Source organism: Variovorax sp. PAMC28562, assembly GCF_014303735.1.
Classification (GTDB): domain Bacteria; phylum Pseudomonadota; class Gammaproteobacteria; order Burkholderiales; family Burkholderiaceae_C; genus Variovorax.
In genome coordinates, this window is the sequence record NZ_CP060296.1 from 2,701,849 (window position 1) to 2,721,451 (window position 19,603).

Annotated in this window: 22 protein-coding genes; 12 read left to right on the plus strand and 10 right to left on the minus strand. The window is 65.8% G+C overall.

What is annotated here, in order from left to right:
* Positions 1 to 9: 9 nt before the first annotated feature.
* Positions 10 to 1,467 carry an MFS transporter gene (locus H7F36_RS12760; RefSeq protein WP_187051167.1) on the minus strand — a complete coding sequence of 486 codons (1,458 nt, stop codon included), beginning with the start codon at positions 1,465 to 1,467 and terminating at the stop codon, positions 10 to 12.
* An 85-nt stretch (positions 1,468 to 1,552) separates the two neighbouring features.
* On the opposite strand from H7F36_RS12760, the gene H7F36_RS12765 reads away from it, so the two are divergent.
* The 3 genes from H7F36_RS12765 to H7F36_RS12775 all read left to right on the plus strand — a co-directional run bounded on the left by H7F36_RS12765 (position 1,553) and on the right by H7F36_RS12775 (position 4,728).
* A complete protein-coding gene (locus tag H7F36_RS12765) occupies positions 1,553 to 3,301 on the plus strand; it encodes an IlvD/Edd family dehydratase (protein ID WP_187051168.1) in 1,749 nt (582 codons plus the stop codon).
* A gap of 16 nt (positions 3,302 to 3,317) precedes the next feature.
* Positions 3,318 to 4,265, plus strand: coding sequence for an AEC family transporter (locus tag H7F36_RS12770; RefSeq protein ID WP_187051169.1), 948 nt, complete (start codon positions 3,318 to 3,320; stop codon positions 4,263 to 4,265).
* A gap of 103 nt (positions 4,266 to 4,368) precedes the next feature.
* Positions 4,369 to 4,728 (plus strand): hypothetical protein, encoded by a 360-nt coding sequence (locus tag H7F36_RS12775; protein WP_187051170.1) that lies wholly within the window; start codon positions 4,369 to 4,371, stop codon positions 4,726 to 4,728.
* Between the two features lie 21 nt (positions 4,729 to 4,749).
* Here the strand turns inward: H7F36_RS12775 and pdxH are convergent, their stop codons facing one another.
* Positions 4,750 to 5,430 carry a pyridoxamine 5'-phosphate oxidase gene (gene pdxH / locus H7F36_RS12780; RefSeq protein WP_410003023.1) on the minus strand — a complete coding sequence of 227 codons (681 nt, stop codon included), beginning with the start codon at positions 5,428 to 5,430 and terminating at the stop codon, positions 4,750 to 4,752.
* Between the two features lie 15 nt (positions 5,431 to 5,445).
* On the opposite strand from pdxH, the gene H7F36_RS12785 reads away from it, so the two are divergent.
* Entirely contained in the window at positions 5,446 to 6,027 is a 582-nt protein-coding gene (locus H7F36_RS12785) for an NTP transferase domain-containing protein (RefSeq protein WP_187051171.1), read from the plus strand.
* Here the strand turns inward: H7F36_RS12785 and H7F36_RS12790 are convergent.
* Positions 6,024 to 6,494 (minus strand): superoxide dismutase family protein, encoded by a 471-nt coding sequence (locus tag H7F36_RS12790; RefSeq protein WP_261802649.1) that lies wholly within the window; start codon positions 6,492 to 6,494, stop codon positions 6,024 to 6,026. The genes H7F36_RS12785 and H7F36_RS12790 overlap by 4 nt on opposite strands.
* 107 nt (positions 6,495 to 6,601) lie before the next feature.
* Complete coding sequence (locus H7F36_RS12795; RefSeq protein WP_187054966.1) at positions 6,602 to 7,243, minus strand: gamma-glutamylcyclotransferase; 642 nt, start codon at positions 7,241 to 7,243, stop codon at positions 6,602 to 6,604.
* 129 nt (positions 7,244 to 7,372) lie between these two features.
* Between H7F36_RS12795 and H7F36_RS12800 the strand changes: the two genes are divergently transcribed.
* The 4 genes from H7F36_RS12800 (at position 7,373) to H7F36_RS12815 (ending at position 11,287) form a co-directional block, all read left to right on the plus strand.
* Complete coding sequence (locus tag H7F36_RS12800; RefSeq protein WP_187051173.1) at positions 7,373 to 7,942, plus strand: OmpA family protein; 570 nt, start codon at positions 7,373 to 7,375, stop codon at positions 7,940 to 7,942.
* Between the two features lie 98 nt (positions 7,943 to 8,040).
* The gene (gene edd / locus H7F36_RS12805; protein WP_187051174.1) at positions 8,041 to 9,879 is read left to right on the plus strand and encodes a phosphogluconate dehydratase; all 1,839 of its coding nucleotides are present in this window, start codon (positions 8,041 to 8,043) and stop codon (positions 9,877 to 9,879) included.
* Complete coding sequence (locus H7F36_RS12810; RefSeq protein ID WP_187051175.1) at positions 9,870 to 10,520, plus strand: bifunctional 4-hydroxy-2-oxoglutarate aldolase/2-dehydro-3-deoxy-phosphogluconate aldolase; 651 nt, start codon at positions 9,870 to 9,872, stop codon at positions 10,518 to 10,520. The genes edd and H7F36_RS12810 overlap by 10 nt, the downstream gene beginning before the upstream one ends.
* Complete coding sequence (locus H7F36_RS12815; RefSeq protein ID WP_187051176.1) at positions 10,517 to 11,287, plus strand: haloacid dehalogenase type II; 771 nt, start codon at positions 10,517 to 10,519, stop codon at positions 11,285 to 11,287. Before H7F36_RS12810 ends, H7F36_RS12815 begins: the two co-directional genes overlap by 4 nt.
* 1 nt (position 11,288) lies before the next feature.
* Here H7F36_RS12815 and gloA read toward each other — a convergent pair whose 3' ends face one another.
* Both gloA and H7F36_RS12825 read right to left on the minus strand, forming a co-directional pair.
* Positions 11,289 to 11,702 (minus strand): lactoylglutathione lyase, encoded by a 414-nt coding sequence (gloA, locus tag H7F36_RS12820; protein ID WP_187051177.1) that lies wholly within the window; start codon positions 11,700 to 11,702, stop codon positions 11,289 to 11,291.
* Positions 11,703 to 11,753: 51 nt separating this feature from the next.
* A complete protein-coding gene (locus tag H7F36_RS12825) occupies positions 11,754 to 12,296 on the minus strand; it encodes a PaaI family thioesterase (protein WP_187051178.1) in 543 nt (180 codons plus the stop codon).
* Between the two features lie 53 nt (positions 12,297 to 12,349).
* Between H7F36_RS12825 and H7F36_RS12830 the strand changes: the two genes are divergently transcribed.
* From H7F36_RS12830 to H7F36_RS12840, 3 genes are all read left to right on the plus strand, one after another.
* On the plus strand, positions 12,350 to 12,823 hold the full coding sequence (locus H7F36_RS12830) for a MarR family winged helix-turn-helix transcriptional regulator (RefSeq protein WP_187051179.1): 474 nt from the start codon (positions 12,350 to 12,352) through the stop codon (positions 12,821 to 12,823).
* Positions 12,824 to 12,898: 75 nt separating this feature from the next.
* Positions 12,899 to 14,233, plus strand: coding sequence for an MFS transporter (locus H7F36_RS12835; RefSeq protein ID WP_187051180.1), 1,335 nt, complete (start codon positions 12,899 to 12,901; stop codon positions 14,231 to 14,233).
* Between the two features lie 10 nt (positions 14,234 to 14,243).
* Entirely contained in the window at positions 14,244 to 15,653 is a 1,410-nt protein-coding gene (locus H7F36_RS12840; RefSeq protein WP_187051181.1) for an MATE family efflux transporter, read from the plus strand.
* A gap of 42 nt (positions 15,654 to 15,695) precedes the next feature.
* On the opposite strand, the gene H7F36_RS12845 is transcribed toward H7F36_RS12840, so the two are convergent.
* The 4 genes from H7F36_RS12845 to H7F36_RS12860 all read right to left on the minus strand — a co-directional run bounded on the left by H7F36_RS12845 (position 15,696) and on the right by H7F36_RS12860 (position 18,494).
* Positions 15,696 to 16,010 (minus strand): hypothetical protein, encoded by a 315-nt coding sequence (locus tag H7F36_RS12845; protein WP_187051182.1) that lies wholly within the window; start codon positions 16,008 to 16,010, stop codon positions 15,696 to 15,698.
* A gap of 107 nt (positions 16,011 to 16,117) precedes the next feature.
* Complete coding sequence (locus tag H7F36_RS12850; RefSeq protein ID WP_187051183.1) at positions 16,118 to 16,918, minus strand: aldolase; 801 nt, start codon at positions 16,916 to 16,918, stop codon at positions 16,118 to 16,120.
* On the minus strand, positions 16,918 to 17,565 hold the full coding sequence (locus H7F36_RS12855; protein WP_187051184.1) for a 2-dehydro-3-deoxy-6-phosphogalactonate aldolase: 648 nt from the start codon (positions 17,563 to 17,565) through the stop codon (positions 16,918 to 16,920). The genes H7F36_RS12850 and H7F36_RS12855 overlap by 1 nt, the downstream gene beginning before the upstream one ends.
* 32 nt (positions 17,566 to 17,597) lie before the next feature.
* Positions 17,598 to 18,494 (minus strand): 2-dehydro-3-deoxygalactonokinase, encoded by an 897-nt coding sequence (locus H7F36_RS12860; RefSeq protein ID WP_187051185.1) that lies wholly within the window; start codon positions 18,492 to 18,494, stop codon positions 17,598 to 17,600.
* 107 nt (positions 18,495 to 18,601) lie between these two features.
* Between H7F36_RS12860 and H7F36_RS12865 the strand changes: the two genes are divergently transcribed.
* Positions 18,602 to 19,579 carry a Bug family tripartite tricarboxylate transporter substrate binding protein gene (locus H7F36_RS12865; RefSeq protein WP_187051186.1) on the plus strand — a complete coding sequence of 326 codons (978 nt, stop codon included), beginning with the start codon at positions 18,602 to 18,604 and terminating at the stop codon, positions 19,577 to 19,579.
* The last annotated feature ends 24 nt before the right edge of the window (positions 19,580 to 19,603 follow it).

Below are 19,603 nucleotides of genomic sequence, written 5' to 3' on the forward strand. Positions count from 1 at the left end.
GTTGCGTGTCTAGGCTTTCGCAGACGCGGGAGTCGGGTGCCCGCTCACCCGGCTCCCCGCATCCCGCGGCAAGCCCACCGCATCCACCAGCGCCAGCAACGCCACCGCGGTGACGAGTCCGAAAGCGATGCGAAAGTCCTGCACGCCGGGCGCACCGGCATGCCCGGTAAAGCGCTCGGCGATGCTCAGCCCGATTGCTCCGAACGCGATGCCGACGCCTGCGCTCGCCTGTTGGAACATGCTGAAAAGCGTGGTCGCGCCGCTGGTCTGCGCCGGCGTGGTGTCGCAGAAGGCCAGCGTGTTGATGGCGGTGAACTGCATCGACCGGCACATGCCGCTCAACACCAGCACCGCCGCCATGACCGCGACCGGCGTGTCGGCAGAAAACGCCATGAGCGCCGCGAAACCGAGCGCCACCAACAGGCCATTGAAGAGCAGCGTGCCGCGAAAACCCAGCCGCCGCATGATGAAGCTGGTGGCCGGCTTCATGCCGAGGTTGCCGCCGAACATCGCCAGCATCATGAAACCCGAGGCGACCATGCTGAAGCCAAAAGCCAGCTGAAACATCAGCGGCAGCAAGAACGGCGCGCTGCTGATCGCGATGCGAAAGAGCGATCCGCCGAACACCGACACCCTGAAGGTCTGCACGCCGAAGGCCGACAGGTCGACCAGCGGATGCGCCGTGCGCCGCAGGTGCCAGAGCGCGAAGCCCAGCGAGGCCGCACCACCCGCCGCCAACGCGCCGGCGAAGAACCAGTCGATGGGCGTGTGGCTCATCAGCTCCAGCCCGTACATCAGGGCCGCCAGGCCGAACCCGCTGGCGGCGAAACCGGTCCAGTCGAACGGGCGCAGCTTGCCCGGCGCATCGTCGATCCAGCGCAGTGCCAGCACGATCGCGATCGCACCGAGCGGCACGTTCAAAAAGAAGATCCAGTGCCAGCTCCAGGTGCTGGCGATCCAGCCGCCCAGCGGCGGCCCGAGCACCGGCGCCGCCAGGCCGGGCCAGGTGATCGTCGCGATGGCTTTGACCAGGCCGCTCTTGGGCGTGCTGCGCAATACCACCAGCCGGCCCACCGGCACCATCAGCGCGCCGCCGATGCCCTGCACGATGCGCGCGGCCACGAACACCGGCAGGCTCTGTGCCAGGCCGCATGCGACCGAGGCCAGCGTGAACAGCAGCACCGCGCCGGCAAAGACGGAGCGCGGACCGAAGCGGTCGGCCACCCAGCCGCTCATCGGGATGAACACCGCCAGCGCCAGCAGGTAGGCGCTGATGCCGATCGACAGGTTCACCGGCAACACGCCGAAGCTCTGCGCCATGGCGGGCACCGCCGTCGTGATGACGGTCGCATCGAGGTTCTCCATGAAGAAGGCCGCGGCGACGAGAAATGCAATGAGGCGGCCGCGGCGGGCGCTTTCGGCGGGACTGACGTCTGGCGCCGGACTCTCGGAAGGGGGCGAAATCATGAGTGACCGAGCATAGCCATCCGAAAGCGCCTTGACCCGAAAAGCGCTTTAACCTCGGCACCAGATTCCTTAAGGCACTCCCACGATGTCCGCTTCTCCATTCGAACCCACCGATCCGCCCGACAACAGCGGCATGCGCAAAGGCCTGACCAGCTACGGCGACCAGGGCTTCTCGCTGTTCCTGCGCAAGGCCTTCATCAAGGGCGCGGGCTTCACCGATGCCGCGCTCGACCGCCCGGTGATCGGCATCGCCAACACCGGCAGCGCCTACAACCCGTGCCATGGCAACGCACCGCAACTCATCGAAGCGGTCAAGCGCGGCGTGATGCTGGCGGGCGGCCTGCCGATGGACTTTCCGACCATCTCGGTGCACGAGAGCTTTGCCGCGCCGACCAGCATGTACCTGCGCAACCTGATGTCGATGGACACCGAGGAGATGGTCCGCGCCCAGCCGATGGACGCGGTGGTACTGATCGGCGGCTGCGACAAGACCGTGCCGGCGCAGTTGATGGGCGCGGCATCGGCCAACATCCCGTCGATACAGCTCATCACCGGCTCGATGCTGACCGGCAGCCATCGCGGTGCACGCGTCGGTGCCTGCACCGACTGCCGTCGCTACTGGGGCAAGTACCGCGCCGAAGAGGTCGATGCCGAAGAGATCGCCGACGTCAACGACCAGCTGGTCGCCAGCGTCGGCACCTGCTCGGTGATGGGCACGGCCAGCACCATGGCTTGCATCGCCGAAGCCCTGGGCATGACGATGCCCGGGGGCGCCTCGCCACCGGCCGTCACGGCCGACCGCATTCGCATCGCCGAGCAGACCGGCGCGCAGGCGGTGCAGATGGCACGCGACAAGCTGACCATCGACAAGGTGCTGACGCGCGATGCCTTCGAGAACGCCATGCGGGTGCTGCTCGCCATCGGCGGCTCGACCAACGGCATCGTTCACCTCACCGCCATCGCCGGCCGCATGGGGCTGGAGATCGACTTGGCGGCGCTCGACCGCATGGGCCGCGAGACGCCTGTGCTGCTCGACCTGAAGCCTTCGGGCCAGCACTACATGGAAGACTTTCATCATGCCGGCGGCATGGCGACGCTGCTGCGCGAACTCAAGCCGCTGCTCAAACTCGACGCCATGACGGTCACCGGCCGCACGCTGGGCGAAGAGATCGAGCGCTCCGGCCCTGGCTTCAAACAGGACGTCGTGCGCAGCGCCGCCAACCCGATCTATCCGCAGGGCGGCATCGCCGTGTTGCGCGGCAACCTGGCGCCCGGCGGCGCGATCATCAAGCAGTCGGCGGCCGACCCGAAGCTGATGGAACACGAGGGCAGGGCGGTGGTGTTCGAGAACGTCGAAGACCTGGTGACGCGCATCGATCGCGACGATCTGGACGTCACTGCAGAAGACATCCTGGTACTGAAGAACATCGGCCCCAAGGGTGCGCCCGGCATGCCCGAAGCCGGCTACATCCCGATCCCGCGCAAGCTGGCGCGCGCTGGCGTGAAGGACATCGTGCGCATCTCCGATGGGCGCATGAGCGGCACCGCTTTCGGCACCATCGTGCTGCACGTCACGCCCGAATCGGCCATCGGCGGGCCGCTGGCTTATGTGCAGAACGGCGACCGCATTCGCCTGAGCGTGACGAACCGCGAGATCGCATTGCTGGTGTCCGACGAAGAGTTGGCGCGGCGCGCGGCAGCGTCGCCGGTGATCGAGCCAACCGCTGCGCGCGGCTACAAGAAGCTCTTCCTGCAGAGCGTGACGCAGGCCGACCAGGGCGTCGATTTCGATTTCCTGCGCGCGCCGAAGATGGTGGGCAAGGTGCCGCGATAACGCCTGCCTGTTTCCAGTGAACGCCTCCGTCTTCTCCTCGCTGCTGCCCGTCGTCCTGCTGATCGCCTGCGGCTACATGGCAGGCAAGCGGCGTTGGGTCGGCGCTGCGTCGGTCAAGGATCTTTCGAACCTGATCTTTCTGTTGCTGGCTCCGGCGCTGTTGTTCCGCGCGATGAGTACCGTGCATGTCGAGCAGCTCAGCCTGCGGCCGGTGGCTGCGTACTTCGTCGGTGCGGGGCTGATCTTCGCGGGCACGCTGGTGTGGCGCGGTTTCAATCGCACGGCGGCGGTGCTCGCGCTGGCCAACACCTACAGCAACACCGTGATGATCGGTATCGCGCTGATCGGCTTGGCCTACGGACCCGAAGGCATGGTGGTGCTGCTTACGTTGATCTCGTTGCACTCGCTGGTGTTGATGACCAGCGCGACCATCGTGCTCGAACTCGCGGTGGCGCACGAGCACGCGACGATCAGCGGTGCCGAGCGTCGCTCGATGGCGCACACGGTGGGTCGGGCGCTCTTCAACGCTGTCATTCATCCGGTGCCGCTGCCGATCATCGCGGGCCTGTTGTGGGCGCAGACCGGTCTCACCATGCCCGCGGCCATCGACACGCCCATCGCGCTGCTCGGCGCGGCGTTCAGTCCGGTCGCGCTGGTGCTGGTCGGCATCACGCTGGCGCTGACGCCTGTCGGCATGCACTGGCGTGGCGCGCTGGTGCAGGCGACCATCAAGAACATCGTGCATCCGGCGCTGGTGGCGGGGCTCGGGCTGCTCTTCGGACTGCGTGGCTTGCCATTGACCGTGATGGTGGTTGCTGCGGCGTTGCCGATCGGCGCCAACGTGTTCCTGTTCTCGCAGCGCTACAAGACGGCGGAAGAGCTGGTGACGGCCAGTGTGGTGGTGTCGACCGGGCTCGCGTTGGTGACTCTGTCGCTGGTGATGGCGCTGGTCGGTAGGCTTTGAGGAGAAGGCGCCTATGTCTTTCGGCAAGCTGGCCGTTTGTGGAAGTGGCGCCGCAGCGCGATCAACCTACAGTGGCGGTCAATGTGAGATCGGGTGCATCTTGATGGGCGTCGAACGATCGGTTTCGACCTTGATTCGAACCGGGCTGATGGGGGCGGGCGTGTGGCTCGGCGCCATCGGCTGCGTGGCCGCGGCTGCGGCCGATAACCCGGTACGGCCAGCGCCACCGGATGTGCCCTGTCGAACGCCGTGCCTCTCGAGCGCCGAACCGCCGTCACGTGAAGCGCCGAAGCGCGACCAGCCCAAGGTCGCTGCCCGCCCGTCGGTTCAAAAGGGGACGGCCACCGAACGCAAAACCCAGCCTGCCAGGCCACCGCGTTGCAGTGACATCACGATGCGCACCGCGCTCGGTGAACCGGTGACGGTCGAAGAAAACGAATTCCTGAAAAAGCAGTGCCCGTAAGGCTGGCCGCTCACCGGGCGTTCAAGGCGCGAGCCGTTCTCGCACCCAAGCGTCCGACTGTCGTCGATAGCGCAGGCGGTCGTGCAGCCGGCTGCGGCGGCCTTGCCAGAACTCCCATTGGTCGGGCACCAGCCGATAGCCGCCCCAATGCGGCGGACGCGGAGGCGAGAGCAAATGTTTGGCGGCAGCGAGCGCCGCGTTCTTCACCAGGACATCACGGCCGCTGATCACTTCGCTTTGCGGGCTGGCCCAGGCCCCGATACGCGAGTCGAGCGGTCGACTGGCGAAGTACGCGTCGCTCTCTTCGGCGCTGATTTTTTCGACGGTGCCTTCGATGCGGACCACGCGCTCCAGCTCGACCCAATGAAACTGCAGCGCCGCATACGGATTGCCAGCGATCTCATGGCCCTTGCGACTCTGGTAGTTGGTGTACCAGACGATGCCACGCGCGTCATAGCCCTTGATGAGCACGATGCGGGTCGATGGCCTCAGGTCGCCTCCGACGGTGGCCAGCGTCATCGCATTCGGCTCCGGCACCTTCGAATCGATTGCCTCCGCGAGCCAGCGCTCGAACTGCATCAGCGGTTCGCCGGCACTGTGGGTTTCGTCGAGTTCGGCACGCTCGTAGCTTTTGCGAAGTGAGGCGAGGTCGGCGTTGGGCGAGGTCATGCCGACATTGTTGCGCACGCTGTCTGCGCGCATGGATACTGGCGGTCGATGACCTTCCTCGCGTCGCTTCCCCGGGATCGCCTCCCCACCGTGATCGTGCTGGCCTCCGGGCGTGGCGAGCGCTTCCGCGCGGCCGGTGGTATCGGCTCCAAGCTGCAATCCGCACTGGCAGGGCAGGCCGTGCTGGTGCACACGCTCGACGCGGTTCGCGCCAGCGGGCTGCCCTGGCATCTGGAAGACGTCGGTCATCCGGGCATGGGCGATTCGATCGCGGCCGCGGTGCGCGCTACCAGCGATGCGGCCGGCTGGTTGATCCTGCCGGGCGATCTGCCGCTGGTGCAATCGACCACGCTGCGTGCAGTGGCGGCTGCGTTGTCGGCAGCGGTGCACGCGGCACAACCGCGCTTTCGTGGCGAGCGCGGCCATCCGGTCGGCTTCGCTGCGGCGTGCTTCGCGCAACTCTCGGCACTCGAAGGCAACCTGGGCGCCGCGCCTGTGCTGCGGGCGTTGCGCGAGGCCGGGGCGGTGACCGATGTGGAGGTCGACGACATCGGCATCGTCACCGACGTCGATACGCCCGACGCGCTGGCGCAAGCCGAACGCCTGCTGCTCGCACGCCGCGCCGGCTAGCTGCGCGTGACGATCGCGCAGGCGATGCGCGGTCCCGAGTTGCCGGACGGCTGCGTCGTGAAGTCGTCGCGATCGCGATGCACGATCAAGGCACGGCCGACGACGTTGTTGTCGGCGCCTTCGGTCATCGACAGCGAGTGGTCGTCGACCGAGAAGCGGGCGACGCCTGCAGCATCCGCCACCAGGCTCGGCAGCTCGCCTGCGTGGCTGCCCGGCGCGCCGAACTTGCCATGCGTGACGCCGGTCGGGTTGAAATGTCCGCCCGATGCATCTCCGTTGTTGGCGCAGTCGCCCTTTTCATGGATGTGGAAGCCGTGCTCGCTTCCCGGCGCCAGTCCGCGCACTTCGCCCTTGATGCGCACGCCATGATCGAGCGTGCTGAACACCACCGTGCCCATCGTCGGGTTGGGGTTGATGGCGGCAGTCGGCACCAGGTTGGCGACCGCGCCGGGCCTGCTGCCACCCATGCTCCCGCAAGCCGTGAGCACGACCGCCGCGCTGATCGAGAGCGACCACACGGCGCAAGAGCGTACGGAGGGTCGTACTGCGGATGAAATACAGGCGAAGCGAAGATTCATGAAGGTTCCTGGTCGGAATTGGAGGAATTGGAAGGTGACTCGTTGTATAGCCGCATTGCCGCCGCACCGCCATCGGTTCCGGCCGCGACTTCTTCTGCAGCGAGCTTGATCAGACGGGCCAATGCCGCATCGTGGATGGCGTGGCGCTGCAGTTCCTGCAAGGTCTGCTGCGCATAGTCGAGCGAGCTGCCGTAGCGCCCTACCGCACTGGAAAAGATCTCGCGATAGCGCGCGTCGCTCAGCTCGCCGGTGAAGTTGGGGCTGCGGCGCGACAGCGTGAAAGCCAGCGCGCGCACTGTGCCGCCAGGCGTTACGCAATCGAGCCAGCGCGGGTCGTAGACACCCGTCGGCATCTCGCGCAGCCAGAGGCGGCCCAGTGTTTCGAGTGCATCCGACTGCGGGATGCGAAACGCCATGCCACGACAACTGCCCCCCGACAGCAGGCCGAACACCAGACCGGGGTTTTGCGGCGTGCCGCGGTTTACGCGGCTCCACATTTTCAGGGCCCGATGCCAGCCGTGCACACGGGCCGGGCGGCGCTCGGCAAAGTCGAAGTCGGGTCGCCAGATCAGCGAGCCGTAGCCGTAGACCCAGAAGTCTTCGTGCCCGCCCCATTCGTGGATCACGCGGTCGAGCATCGGCTTCGGGTCTCGCAACGGCCTGGGGAGCGGGTCGAGTCCGGGAGGGCCGGGGTTGCCCTCTACAATTTCGGGGTCATGGTTCACCGCACCATTATTTACCGCCCCCTTTCCTATGGAGACAGACCCATGGCATCCAGCGCCGACGACGACAGCCTGCAAAACCTTGTTCTCGGCCTGATTTCTGGTCTGATCGCCCTCGTCATCTTCCTGCTGATCGGCATCGTGATCTGGCACAAGGGACATAGCGCCACTGCCGCCAAAGCGGGCGGCGCGCCGGTAGCGGCGGCAATGGCCGCGCCTGCCGCTGCTGCCGTGCCGCCCCTCGCGGTTGTCACCGAAACCGTGACCGTGACGATCCCCGACGGCGCCAGCGTCAACGTCGGCGCCAACGGCGTGGTCGCCTTCTACTTCGCCACCGGCAGCGCCGACCTGGCACCGGGCGCCGCCGAGGCACTGGCCGCGGTCATCAAGGGCGTGCAGGGCGGTCGCAAGGCAGTGATATCTGGCTACCACGACACCACAGGGGATGCCGCCATCAACGAGCAACTCGCCAAGAAGCGCGCGGAGATGGTTCGCGACGTGCTGACCGGGCTGGGCGTGCCGGCCGCCAAGGTCGATCTGCAAAAGCCGGGCGAGACGGCGGGCTCGGGCAACAACGTCGAAGCGCGCCGTGTCGAGGTCAAGTTGGTCGACTAGCCGCCGCCGCGCAAAATCCTATCGACATCAAGCCCGGCGATACCGGGCTTTTTCATTGGCTCTTGGTACCATGAGTTTTCCCCATTGCGATGAAACTCATGACGACGCATACCACTGTCACCGAGGTCACCGACCGCATCCGGGAGCGCAGCAAGGCCACGCGCACGGCCTATCTACAGCGACTCACCGAGACCCGCGACCGCGATCGCGGCGCCGAACGCATGGGGTGCGCCAATGTGGCCCATGCGGTCGCTGGCATCCCGGCCAACGACAAGTTCAGGGTGGTAACCGAGCGCGCACCCAACATCGGCATCGTCACGGCCTACAACGACATGCTGTCGGCCCACGCTCCGTACCAGACTTACCCGGACATCATCAAGAACGAAGCCCGCAAGCTGGGCGCCACGGCGCAGGTCGCGGGCGGCGTGCCGGCCATGTGCGACGGCGTAACCCAGGGCACGCCCGGCATGGAACTGAGCCTGTTCAGTCGCGACCTCATCGCCATGAGCACCGCGGTCGCGCTCACGCACGACATGTTCGATTGCGCGCTGCTGCTCGGCGTCTGCGACAAGATCGTGCCAGGCCTGTTGATCGGTGCGCTGCACTTCGGCCACTTGCCGACGGTCTTCGTGCCGGCGGGGCCGATGGCGTCTGGCATGTCGAACACCGCGAAGTCGAAAGTGCGCGAGCAGGCTGCGCAGGGGCTGGTCGGGCGCAAGGGGCTGATGGAGGCCGAGATGGCGGCCTATCACTCGGTCGGTACCTGCACCTTCTACGGCACCGCCAATAGCAACCAGATGCTGCTCGAAGCCATGGGCCTGCACGTGCCCGGCACGGCGTTCATCCAGCCCGGCGATGCAATGCGCGAAACGCTCACGCGCGAGGCGGTGCGCACGGTGCTCGGCCGTGCTGGCGACACCGGCGCCGCTGCGTTCGCCACGCCGCCGATCGGCGTCATGGTGGACGAGCGCTGCATCGTCAACGCCATGGCCGCCTTGCTCGCGACCGGCGGTTCGACCAACCACCTGATCCACTGGGTCGCGGTAGCGCGTTCCGCCGGCATCGTGATCGACTGGGACGACTTTTCCCGGCTCTCCGACGTGATTCCGCTGTTGACACGCGTCTATCCGAACGGCAGCGCCGACGTCAATGAATTCCAGGCCGCCGGCGGCCCCGGCTTCGTCATCGGCGAGCTCGTCGATGGCGGGCTCATGCACGCCGACGTGCTCACCGTTCGCTCTGGCGGCATACGCGAGTTCGCGAACATCCCGACGCTGGCCGATGGCGAACACAAGCTGTCATGGAGCGCGGCGGCACCCTCCAAAAACGAAGCGGTCGCGCGGCCGGTCGACGCACCTTTCAGCGCCACTGGCGGCTTGAAGTTGTTGAACGGCAACCTCGGCCGGAGCGTGATCAAGGTGTCGGCCGTGTCCGATGACCGGCATGTCGTCGAAGCGCCGGCGCGCGTGTTCGATTCGCAAGCCGCATTGCAGCAGGCCTTCACTGCCGGCGAACTCGATCGCGACGTGATCTGCGTCGTGCGCTGGCAAGGTCCAAAGGCCAACGGCATGCCCGAGCTGCACAAGCTGACGCCGCCGCTGTCGGTGCTGCAAGGCAAGGGATTCAAGGTCGCACTGGTCACCGACGGCCGCATGAGCGGCGCCTCGGGCAAGGTGCCGGCGGCAATCCATGTATCGCCCGAAGCAGCCGCCGGTGGTCCGATCGCCAAGGTGCGCGATGGCGACTTGATCCGGCTCGATGCGGTCGCAGGCACACTGGCCGTGTTGCTGCCCGACGACGAATGGGCCGAACGCGAAGTCGCGACGCTTTCCGATGCGCAGCGCGTCGCCGACGGTCATGGCCTGGGCCGTGAATTGTTCGCCGGCATGCGGCGCAATGCTTTGACTGCTGAAGAAGGAGCCTGCTCATGGCTGTAACAGACAAACTCACCGCTCTCGACGTGATGCGCGACGCACCGGTCATTCCGGTCATCGTGCTGCACGATGTCAAAGACGCCATCCCGCTGGCGCGTGCACTGGTGGCCGGCGGCATCCGCATGCTGGAGGTCACGCTGCGCACGCCGCAGGCGCTGCAATGCATCGAAGCCATCGCCAAGGACGTGCCTGAAGCGGTGGCGGGTGCCGGCACCATTCGAAGTGCCTCCGACGCACAGGCGTCGGCGCTTGCGGGTGCCAGGTTCGGCGTGAGCCCTGGCTACACGCGGTCGGTCGGCAAGGCCTGCCGCGACCTGGGCTTGCCACTGCTGCCCGGCGTCGCGACCGGCAGCGAAATCATGACGGCGCAGGAAGACGGGTACACCCAGCTCAAGTTTTTCCCGGCGCTTCAGGCAGGTGGCTTGCCGATGCTGAAAGCGTGGCAAGGCCCGTTCGGCGACGTCACCTTCTGCCCGACCGGCGGCATCCACGCGGGCAATGCGGCGGAGTTTCTGGCGCTGTCGAACGTGGCTTGCGTCGGCGGTTCGTGGATCGTGCCGGCCGAGGCGATTCGCGAAGGCAATTGGGCGCTGATCGAAAAATTGGCGCGCGCCGCCACCACGCTGGCACGCTCGGCGGCATGACCGCCGCTCTGGCGGGTTCCGGTCAGAGCGGAGGTGCGGAGTTGGCCGATCTGAAGGTCATCGCTTTCGATGTCTTCGGCACCGTGGTCGACTGGCACAGCGGTATCGCCGCCGAGGCCGAGCGCTTGCTGCCGGGTGTCGATGGTGGCGCGTTCGCGCTGGCGTGGCGAGCGGGCTACCAGCCGGCGATGAAGAGCGTGATGGAGCGCATGGCGAGCGACGTCGGTCACGGGGGTGGCACCGGTGGTTTCACTCTGCTCGACGAATTGCACATGAGCATCCTCGAAGGCGTGCTGCGCGACTTCGGCCGGCCCGATGTCGACCCGGCCCTCCGTCGCGAGCTGAACCGAGCCTGGCACCGGTTGCCGGCGTGGCCCGACGCGGTCGCGGGCCTCGCGCGGCTGAAGAAGAAGTACATCATCTGCACGCTGTCGAATGGCAACATCGGCTTGCTGACCGAAATGGCGAAGGGGGCAGGATTGCCTTGGGACTGCGTGCTTTCGGCCGAAGTCTTCAAGGCCTACAAGCCCGACCCGCGCACCTACCTCGGCGTGGCGGCGGTGTTCGATGTCGCGCCCGGGCATGTGATGCTAGCGGCGGCGCACCACGACGACCTGGCTGCTGCGCGCGCCTGCGGCCTGAAGACGGGCTACATCGAGCGGCCGAACGAGTTCGGCGCGGCGCGGCCCAAGGACGTTTCAGCGCAGCCCGACAACTCGCTGCACGCGCGAGACATCGGCGCGCTGGCTGAGTTGCTGGGCTGTTGAATCAACGCAGGCCGCCGCCGCTCGCGTCTTCTTTCCGCTGGATGAGCTCGATCTTGTAGCCGTCGGGATCCGTCACGAAGGCGATCACCGTGCTGCCGCCCTTGACCGGACCGGCCTCGCGCGTGACGTTGCCGCCCGCTGCCTTGATCTTGTCGCAGGCCGCGTAGGCATCGGGCACACCGAGAGCGATGTGGCCATAGGCGCTGCCGAGGTCGTAGCTTTCCGTGCCCCAGTTGTAGGTGAGTTCGATCTCGGCCTGCGCCGGGTTGCCTTCGCCATAGCCGATGAAGGCCAGGCTGTACTTGTATTCGGGGTTCTCGGACGTGCGCAGCAGGTTCATGCCTAGCACCTTCGTGTAGAAGTCGATCGAACGCTGCAGGTTGCCGACGCGCAGCATCGTGTGAAGTAATCTCATTTTGGGAATTCTTGTTGTCGTGGAAACCGCGATTTTGGCGCGCCGCGCCTTTTAGCGCTTGGGGAGTTCGAACACCAGGCAAGTCGTGGTGGCATGCGCGTAGAGCGTGCCGTCGGGGCCGACGAGGCGGGCCTCGGCGGTGGCCAGCTGGCGGCCGCAGTGGATCACCTTGCCGATGGCGCGCACGCGTTGCACTTTGGGCGTGAGGGCCTTGACGTAGTTGACGCCGAGTTCGGCTGTCGTGTAGCCCCGGCCGGGCGGCATCATCGTGTGGACCGAGCAACCCAATGCCGAGTCGAGCATCGTGGCGGCCCAGCCACCGTGGATCGTGCCCAGTGGATTCAGGTGCTCGGCCAGCGGTTCGCCCTGAAAGATCGCCACGCCGGCGCTGACTTCGACGACGGTGAAGTTCAGTGTCTCGGCAATCGCGGCATAGGGAATCTTGCCATCCATCATGGCCTGCATTACTTCGAGACCGGTCAGGCCTTCGATGTCTTCCGATCGCGCAACGCCTGGTCCGGGGCCGGCGTGCAGCAGCGCGTTCACTTCGGTTTCTCTCGCGATCCAGGCTTCGAGCTGGTTGTTATCTGACACGGGAATTCTTTCGACAGTTGTAGATGCAACTATTGTAGATACAATAGTTGCTCATGAAAGCTGCCACCGCGACACGAATCGAGCCCCAGGACTGTACCAACTTCAAGCTGCGCAGCCTGGGCCGGGTGGTGTCACGGCATTACGACGGCGCGCTGACTGAGTGCGGGCTCAAGACTTCGCAGTATTCACTGTTGTCGCATGTCATCAAGTTGGGCCCGTTGCGCCCCATCGATCTGGCGCGCGCTATGAACGTCGAGGCTTCGACCCTCACCCGCAATCTCAAGCCGCTGCTGGTGGCCGGCTATCTCACGCAATGCGAGGGCGTGGATGCGCGGAGTCGGCTCATCAGCATCACCGATGTAGGCCGTGTCAAGCGCGTCGAAGCGCAACGCCTGTGGCGCAGCGCACAGCTCGACCTCAACCGAATCCTGGGTGCGGATCGCGTGCTGGCATTGCATCAGCTGGTCGACGACTCACTCGAGTTGCTCGGTGCCGATGCGATGGCAGCGGCTGCGCAAGAGAGCTGACGTTCGTACAGCGTTCGCTCCTCCTCACGTTTTCGTCCCGTCTTTTAGATCCCTTTTTTTAGTCGCAGAGGTCGCATGTTCGCTCCCCAGTTCTCCGCATGGCTGCAGCGCCGCGGCATCCATTACGGCTGGATCATTGCCGCCGTCACCTTCCTGACGATGCTGATGATGTCAGCCGCGCTCGGCTTACCCGGCGCGATGATGCAACCGCTCGGCAAGGAGTTCGGCTGGAGCACCGAGCAGGTGTCGTCGGCGCTGGCATTGCGCTTTGCGCTGTTTGGGCTCATGGGTCCGTTCGCGGCGGTGTTAATGGAGCGCTACGGCCTGCGCGCGGTGATGTGCGTCGGGCTGGCGCTGGTCGGTTCGGGCATGGCGCTCGTCACGCTGGCATCGCAGCTCTGGCAACTCTTCATCGTCTGGAGCCTGATGCTCGGCATCGGTACCGGCATGACTGCCCTCGTGCTTGGCGCGGTGGTGGCTAACCGCTGGTTCGTCGGGCGACGCGGGCTGGTCATCGGCATGTTGACGGCCAGTTCGGCGACGGGGCAACTGGCTTTCTTGCCGGTGGCAGCATGGATGATCGAACACTGGGGCTGGCGTTCCGCCACCGTGCCGGTGTTCTTCGGCGCCATCGTGATTGCGTTGCTGTGCTTGCTGCTTGTGCGCAACCGGCCGTCCGATCTCGGTCTGCTGCCCTATGGCCAGACGCCCGCCGCGGCCGGCGCAGCACCGCCGCCGCCGCCCGCGATGGTCATGAACTGGCGCACGCCTTTCATCACGCTGCGTGAAGCCTCGTCCAACAAGACGTTCTGGATCCTCGCCGGCACCTTCTTCATCTGCGGGCTCAGCACCAACGGGCTGGTGCAGACCCACTTTATTTCGCTATGCGGCGACAACGGCATGGGCGCCGTACCTGCTGCATCGGTGCTGGCGATGATGGGCGCGTTCGACTTCGTCGGCACCATCATGTCGGGCTGGCTGTCCGACCGCTACGACAACCGCAAGCTGCTCTTCTGGTACTACGGCCTCCGTGGCCTGTCGCTGTTCTGGCTGCCGCATTCCGAGTTCACGATCTACGGCCTGGGCCTGTTCGCGATGTTCTACGGGCTCGACTGGATCGCGACCGTGCCGCCGACGGTCAAGCTCGCCGGCGTCACCTTCGGTCCGCAAAAGGTCGGTCTGGTGTTCGGCTGGATCTTTGCAGCGCATCAGCTCGGTGCGGCTACGGCGGCCTATGGCGCTGGCTTCGCGCGCACCTTGCTGTTGACCTACAGCCCGGCTCTGTATGCCGCTGGCGCTGCGTGCCTGCTGGCCGCGGTGCTGGTGCTGCTGATCAAGCGTCCTGCAGGCCCTGCTTCGGCAGCGCCAGTCAAACGACCCGCCGCGCCGACCAGCGTTGCGCGCGCTTGAGAGAGATGAGATGACGGTGACCACCATCGACCCGCGCACCCGTCTCCTGCTCGAAGCACCGATCGTCCCGACGCTCCTGCGACTCGCCGCACCCAATATCGTCGTGATGGTGGCGCAGGCCGCCGTCGGTCTCATCGAAACCTACTTCGTCGGCAAGCTCGGTCTCGACGCGCTCGCAGGCATGGCGCTGGTGTTCCCGATCGTCATGCTGATGCAGATGACGTCGGCGGGCGCGATGGGCGGCGGCATCGCTTCGTCGATTGCACGCGCGCTCGGTGCGGGTCGTCGTGACGATGCCGACGCACTGGTGGTGCACGCCGGCGTGATCGCTCTCGGTTTCGGCGTGGCGTTCTCTGCGGTGCTATTGCTCGGCGGGCGCTGGTTGTATGCGCTGATGGGCGGAAGCGGCGCGGCGCTCGAAGCGGCGCTGACGTACTCGCACTGGGTCTTCGCCGGTGCGATCCTGGTGTGGATGTTCAACTCGCTCGCGGCGGTGATTCGCGGCACCGGCAACATGGCGGTGCCAGCCAACGTGACGGTCGTGGGCGTGGTTTTTTTGATCCCGGTATCGCCGTTGCTGATCTTCGGATGGGGTCCGATTCCGGGCATGGGCATTGCGGGTGGCGCGATCGCTTTGCTGCTGTATTACCTGGGTGGCACCATCGCGCTGCTCCTGTACCTGCGGTCGAACCGTAGCTTGCTGAAACCCAAGGTCCCTGGCGTCAAGCTGCGTTGGACTCTGTTTCGCGACATCCTGGTCATCGGCCTGGTCGGCTCGATCTCGACCGTGGCGACCAATCTGTCGATCGGCATCGCGACCGCGTTGTCGGGTCACTTCGGCTCCGGTGCCATCGCCGGATACGGTACCGCTTCACGGCTCGAATATTTGCTGGTGCCGCTGGTGTTCGGCCTCGGCGCGCCGCTGGTCGCGATGGTTGGTACCTGCATCGGCGCGGGTCAGCGCGAGCGCGCCATGCGGGCCGCGTGGACTGGTGCGGCAATGGCGTTCGCGCTGACCGAAGTCCTCGGCATCGCGGCGGCGATCTTTCCGCGCGAATGGCTCGGCCTGTTCGGGAACGATCCGGCGATGCTGGAGACCGGTTCGCAGTACCTGCGCGCGGCGGGCCCGATGTACGGCTTCTTCGGCGTAGGTCTGGTGCTGTACTTCGCGTCGCAGGGCGCGGGTCGCTTGTTGTGGCCGGTGATCGGCAACCTGGCTCGCCTCGCGGTCGCGGGCATCGGTGGTTGGCTGGCTCTGCGATGGGGCGGCCAGCTTGTGCAGGTCTTCACGATGCAGGGCGTTGCGATGGTGGTCTACGGCATCGTCATCGCGTCGGCCATTGCTGGCGGCGCCTGGTTCGGCCGGGTCGGCTGGCCGAGCAGCACGGCCGGATTGCTCCGGCGGCTGCGGCAGGCCTGATCCGCCAGGCCGTCTCGCCACTTCGCCGCTTGGGCGGTCTACTCAACGACGATAAGGATTGTTCGGCGCGCGGTCGTAGCGATTGGGCACGCCGTCACGGTCGTTGTCCCAGCGCCCGCGGCGATGATCCCAACGGCGGCGATCTTCCCAGCGACGATCGTTATGGCGGTAATGGTTCGGCGCGTTGTAATAGCGCGGCGGCGGGCGATGGTAGTAGCCGGGCGGTGGCGGAGCGGGCACGACGTAGACCTGCGCCTGGATGGTGTGGCCACCGAACGGCTGCGCCTGTGCTGCGGTGCCGATGGCACCGAGCGACAGAAGGGCCGCTGCGGCAATGACGAAAGAGAGCTTTTTCATGGCAACTCCGATGGAGTGATAAGAGCCACTATCGTCGCCGGCCGATGTGAAGTCTTTGTAAGCCGCACGCGAAGTGTCATGAATAACTGTAAGCCGTCAGTGGCCGTTCAGCCTCGGTGTCTGCCTGCAGTCAGCGGTGCAAACGCCGATGCGGGCGCGGGCAGCATCCGTCGCAGCGCGTCAAAGAACAGGTCCGACTGTTCGCGTTCGCTTTGCACCTGCGCGGCGACCTTTGCCGCCAGCCGTGCATCGACCGGCGCCAGTGGCCGGCCGGTCGATTGCGCAATGACCTGATGCAGGCACGCGCGCTCGAGGTAGTACAGGTCGTCGTACGCGTGCGCGATGGAGGCGCCGGCGACGATCACGCCGTGATTCGCCAGAAAGGCCACGTCCTTGCCCGCCATCGCATGCGCGATGCGTTCGCCTTCTGCATCGTCGAGCGCGAGGCCGTTGTAGTGGCCGTCGATCGCGATGCGGTCCATGAAGCGCATTGCGTTCTGGCTCAGCGTCGGATCGAGCGCGCGGTCTGCGGTCAGCGTGAGTGCCGTCGCGTAAGGCATGTGGCAGTGCAGCACCACGGCATGGCCGGTGATGCGGTGCACCGCGCCGTGGATGAAGAGGGCGGTCGGCTCCACGCGATGTCGCCCGGCCAGCACGTTGCCCCGCACGTCGATCAATACGATGTCGTCGGCGCCAATCTCGCTCCAGTGCAGCCCGCGCGGGTTGATGAGGTAGCGGTCTTGCGCGCCGGGCAACAGCACGCTGAAGTGGTTGCAGACGCCTTCGGACAAGTCGTGGTGGGCAGCGGCACGCAATGCGAGCGCGAGATCGTCGCGCAGCTGGCGCACTGCCGGGCTGGCGTAGTCGGCCTCGGCGGATGGCGCAAAGGCTGAAGGCAAGGCGCTCATCAAGTGCGCACCACGCCGTTGTACGCAGCGACGAAAGCCATGGCTGTGTCGCGCACCGCCGACGCTTCTTTGCCAGGCTTGTACAACGACGAGCCGATGCCGAAACCGGTCGCGCCTGCGGCCCGCCATTCCGTCATGTTGCTCGGCGTGATGCCGCCCACCGGCATCAGCGGCGTGCCAGACGGCAGGACCGCCAGCAAAGCCTTCACGACGCTCGGCGAGGCCAGTTCGGCCGGAAACAGCTTGAGCCCGGTGGCACCCGCCGCCAATGCGCCGAAAGCTTCGGTGGGCGTCATCACACCGGGCAGGCAGACCATGCCGAGCCGCGCGGCTTCGGCGACGACGTCGGCGTTGAAGTTGGGAGAGACGATCAGCTCACCACCTGCTTCCCGCACTTGATGAACCTGTGCCACGGAAAGCACCGTGCCCGCGCCCACAAGTGCCTGCGGAAAGCGCGCGCGCAACAGCGCGATGCTCTCGTACGGCTGCGGTGAGTTGAGCGGCACTTCGAGCAGCCTGAAGCCGGGCTCGACGATGGCATCGCCAACGGCATTCGCTTCCCCGGGCGACAGGCCGCGCAGGATGGCGACAAGCGGAAGTTGGCGCACTGCGGCGCTGAATTTTTCTAGTGGGGTCATGTTGTTCATGAGGGTTTTTAGAGTTGGACCGTGACCCGTCGTCAGGCCGCTGCTTTTTGATAAGCCGAAAGCGCATGCAGTCCGGCCCAGGTCGCTTCGGCGCCGAGCGTGTGATTGGCGACGCCGATTGTTCGCAGCGCCAGGGCGTAGCGTTCGGTCAGTGCGGGCGAGCCGATGAGTACCACTTCGCCGACGCCATGCAGCGACTGCGTGCGAAGCTCTTCACCGATGAGCAAGCCTGAAAGATAGCTCGCCACCTCGGCTTTGGGCATGCGGTCGAACAAGGGAAGCGAGCGCGCACCGAAAGCGTTGTGCAGCACGCCCTGGCCGTTGTCGGTTTGCGTCACGCCCTGCAAAAACGCGGCCTCGTCGAGCGGCGCGGTCGCATCCAGCATGCGTGCGAGGATCGAATGCTGGCTCAGCAGCGCATAGAACTCGCCGGTCATGAAGGTGCGAAAACCAGCAACGCGGCCCTTGCGCACGACGACCCATTTGTTGTGTGTGCCCGGCAGCACGAAGACGCCTTCGTCGCGCCCCATCAAAGCCATCGCGCCGAAGATCTGTACCTCTTCGCCGCGCATCACATCCGGCACGCCGTCGTGCTCGTCGCTGAGGCCCGGCACCATCGAAATCGTTCGCTCCGGATTGCTTTCGATGTCGACGATGCTGTTGCCGACCTCGACCCTGCCGGCCGGGCATCCGCAGTAGGGCGCCTCGATCCAGCCCTGCTTGCTGCCGGCCATGCCGGAGATCAGGCAGCGCGAACCGCGAGGCCGCATCCACTCGCCGAAGAGCGACTCGAAGACGGCGGGAAATTCGCCGGGCGGCACGGTCAGGATGCCGCGCGGATGGCTTTGCTCTTCGAGCACGCGCCCCCTGTCATCGAGCAGCGCGCCACGCAGCGAACTCGTGCCCCAATCGATCGCGACCAGATTCATATTCGGATTCTCTCTTTCGTCAGTTGGCGTTCAGGGTTTGTCCTGCGGAAAACCGGTTTCATTGCACATACGATGGGCGCCGCCCCAATTCTCCTGAGACTCGTTTCATGTCGCATTTTCAAGGTATCCGTCGCAGGCACGCCCTGCAGGCGCTCGGCGCAGTGGCGCTTCCGCTGTCGTCGCTCTCCGCATGGGCCGACGACTACCCGAACAAGGCGATCGAACTCGTTGTTCCGGCATCGGCCGGCGGCGGTACCGATGCGCTCGCGCGTGCTTTCTCGGAGGCGGTCAAAAAGTATCTGCCGCAACCCGTGGTGGTCAATGACAAGCCCGGTGCCAGCGGCGTCGTAGGCATGAGCGACGTGCTCAATGGCAAGTCGGATGGCTACAAGGTTTGCGTCGTCATCGCCGAGTTGGTCATTCTTCCGCATCTCGGTCTGGCCAAGTTCAGCTATGCCGACTTTCAGCCGATCGCTCGCCTGAACGCCGACCCGGCCGCCATCACGGTGCAGGCCAGCGCGCCGTGGAACACCATCGAAGAGTTCATCGCAGCTGCCAAGGCGAAGCCCGATGAGATGAAGGTCGGCAACTCCGGCAACGGATCGATCTGGCATCTTGCCGCGGCGGGCTTCGAAGACAAGACCGGCGTCAAGTTCAACCACGTGCCCTATCAGGGTGCGGCGCCGGGTGTCGTGGCGCTGCTCGGCGGCCACATCGACGCGGTGGCTGTGAGCCCCGGCGAGGTGGCGGCACACGTGCAGGGCGGCAAGCTGAAGATGCTCGCCGTGATGGCCGATCAGCGGCTGAAAGGCTTCCCCAACGTGCCGACGCTGAAAGAACGCAAGATCGATTTGTCTATCGGCACTTGGCGTGGGCTGGCCGTGCACAAGTCGACGTCGCCAGACATCGCGATGGTGCTGCGCACCGCCACACGCAAGGCCGCCGAAGAGCCCGTGCTGCGGGAGCAACTCGACAAGTTGAATCTCGGGTTTTCGTACCTCGACGCGCCGGAGTTCGGCCAGGCGATGCAGCGCGACAACGAATACTTCAAGGCGCTGGTGCAGAAACTGGGCATCAAGGCCTGAGCCCAACGAACTGCCGCACCGTGG

Excerpts from the sequence above, each read along its gene's own strand:
- H7F36_RS12815 (WP_187051176.1), top strand. The coding sequence starts at position 10,517 with ATGACCGCCGCTCTGGCGGGTTCCGGTCAGAGCGGAGGTGCGGAGTTG.
- H7F36_RS12800 (WP_187051173.1), top strand. The coding sequence starts at position 7,373 with ATGGCATCCAGCGCCGACGACGACAGCCTGCAAAACCTTGTTCTCGGC.
- H7F36_RS12760 (WP_187051167.1), bottom strand. The coding sequence starts at position 1,467 with ATGATTTCGCCCCCTTCCGAGAGTCCGGCGCCAGACGTCAGTCCCGCC.
- edd (WP_187051174.1), top strand. The coding sequence starts at position 8,041 with ATGACGACGCATACCACTGTCACCGAGGTCACCGACCGCATCCGGGAG.
- gloA (WP_187051177.1), bottom strand. The coding sequence starts at position 11,702 with ATGAGATTACTTCACACGATGCTGCGCGTCGGCAACCTGCAGCGTTCG.
- H7F36_RS12775 (WP_187051170.1), top strand. The coding sequence starts at position 4,369 with ATGGGCGTCGAACGATCGGTTTCGACCTTGATTCGAACCGGGCTGATG.
- H7F36_RS12795 (WP_187054966.1), bottom strand. The coding sequence starts at position 7,243 with ATGCTCGACCGCGTGATCCACGAATGGGGCGGGCACGAAGACTTCTGG.
- H7F36_RS12860 (WP_187051185.1), bottom strand. The coding sequence starts at position 18,494 with ATGAATCTGGTCGCGATCGATTGGGGCACGAGTTCGCTGCGTGGCGCG.
- H7F36_RS12855 (WP_187051184.1), bottom strand. The coding sequence starts at position 17,565 with ATGAACAACATGACCCCACTAGAAAAATTCAGCGCCGCAGTGCGCCAA.
- H7F36_RS12790 (WP_261802649.1), bottom strand. The coding sequence starts at position 6,494 with ATGGGTGGCAGCAGGCCCGGCGCGGTCGCCAACCTGGTGCCGACTGCC.
- H7F36_RS12785 (WP_187051171.1), top strand. The coding sequence starts at position 5,446 with ATGACCTTCCTCGCGTCGCTTCCCCGGGATCGCCTCCCCACCGTGATC.
- H7F36_RS12765 (WP_187051168.1), top strand. The coding sequence starts at position 1,553 with ATGTCCGCTTCTCCATTCGAACCCACCGATCCGCCCGACAACAGCGGC.
- H7F36_RS12845 (WP_187051182.1), bottom strand. The coding sequence starts at position 16,010 with ATGAAAAAGCTCTCTTTCGTCATTGCCGCAGCGGCCCTTCTGTCGCTC.
- H7F36_RS12850 (WP_187051183.1), bottom strand. The coding sequence starts at position 16,918 with ATGAGCGCCTTGCCTTCAGCCTTTGCGCCATCCGCCGAGGCCGACTAC.
- H7F36_RS12835 (WP_187051180.1), top strand. The coding sequence starts at position 12,899 with ATGTTCGCTCCCCAGTTCTCCGCATGGCTGCAGCGCCGCGGCATCCAT.
- H7F36_RS12810 (WP_187051175.1), top strand. The coding sequence starts at position 9,870 with ATGGCTGTAACAGACAAACTCACCGCTCTCGACGTGATGCGCGACGCA.
- H7F36_RS12840 (WP_187051181.1), top strand. The coding sequence starts at position 14,244 with ATGACGGTGACCACCATCGACCCGCGCACCCGTCTCCTGCTCGAAGCA.
- H7F36_RS12865 (WP_187051186.1), top strand. The coding sequence starts at position 18,602 with ATGTCGCATTTTCAAGGTATCCGTCGCAGGCACGCCCTGCAGGCGCTC.
- pdxH (WP_410003023.1), bottom strand. The coding sequence starts at position 5,430 with ATGCGCGCAGACAGCGTGCGCAACAATGTCGGCATGACCTCGCCCAAC.
- H7F36_RS12830 (WP_187051179.1), top strand. The coding sequence starts at position 12,350 with ATGAAAGCTGCCACCGCGACACGAATCGAGCCCCAGGACTGTACCAAC.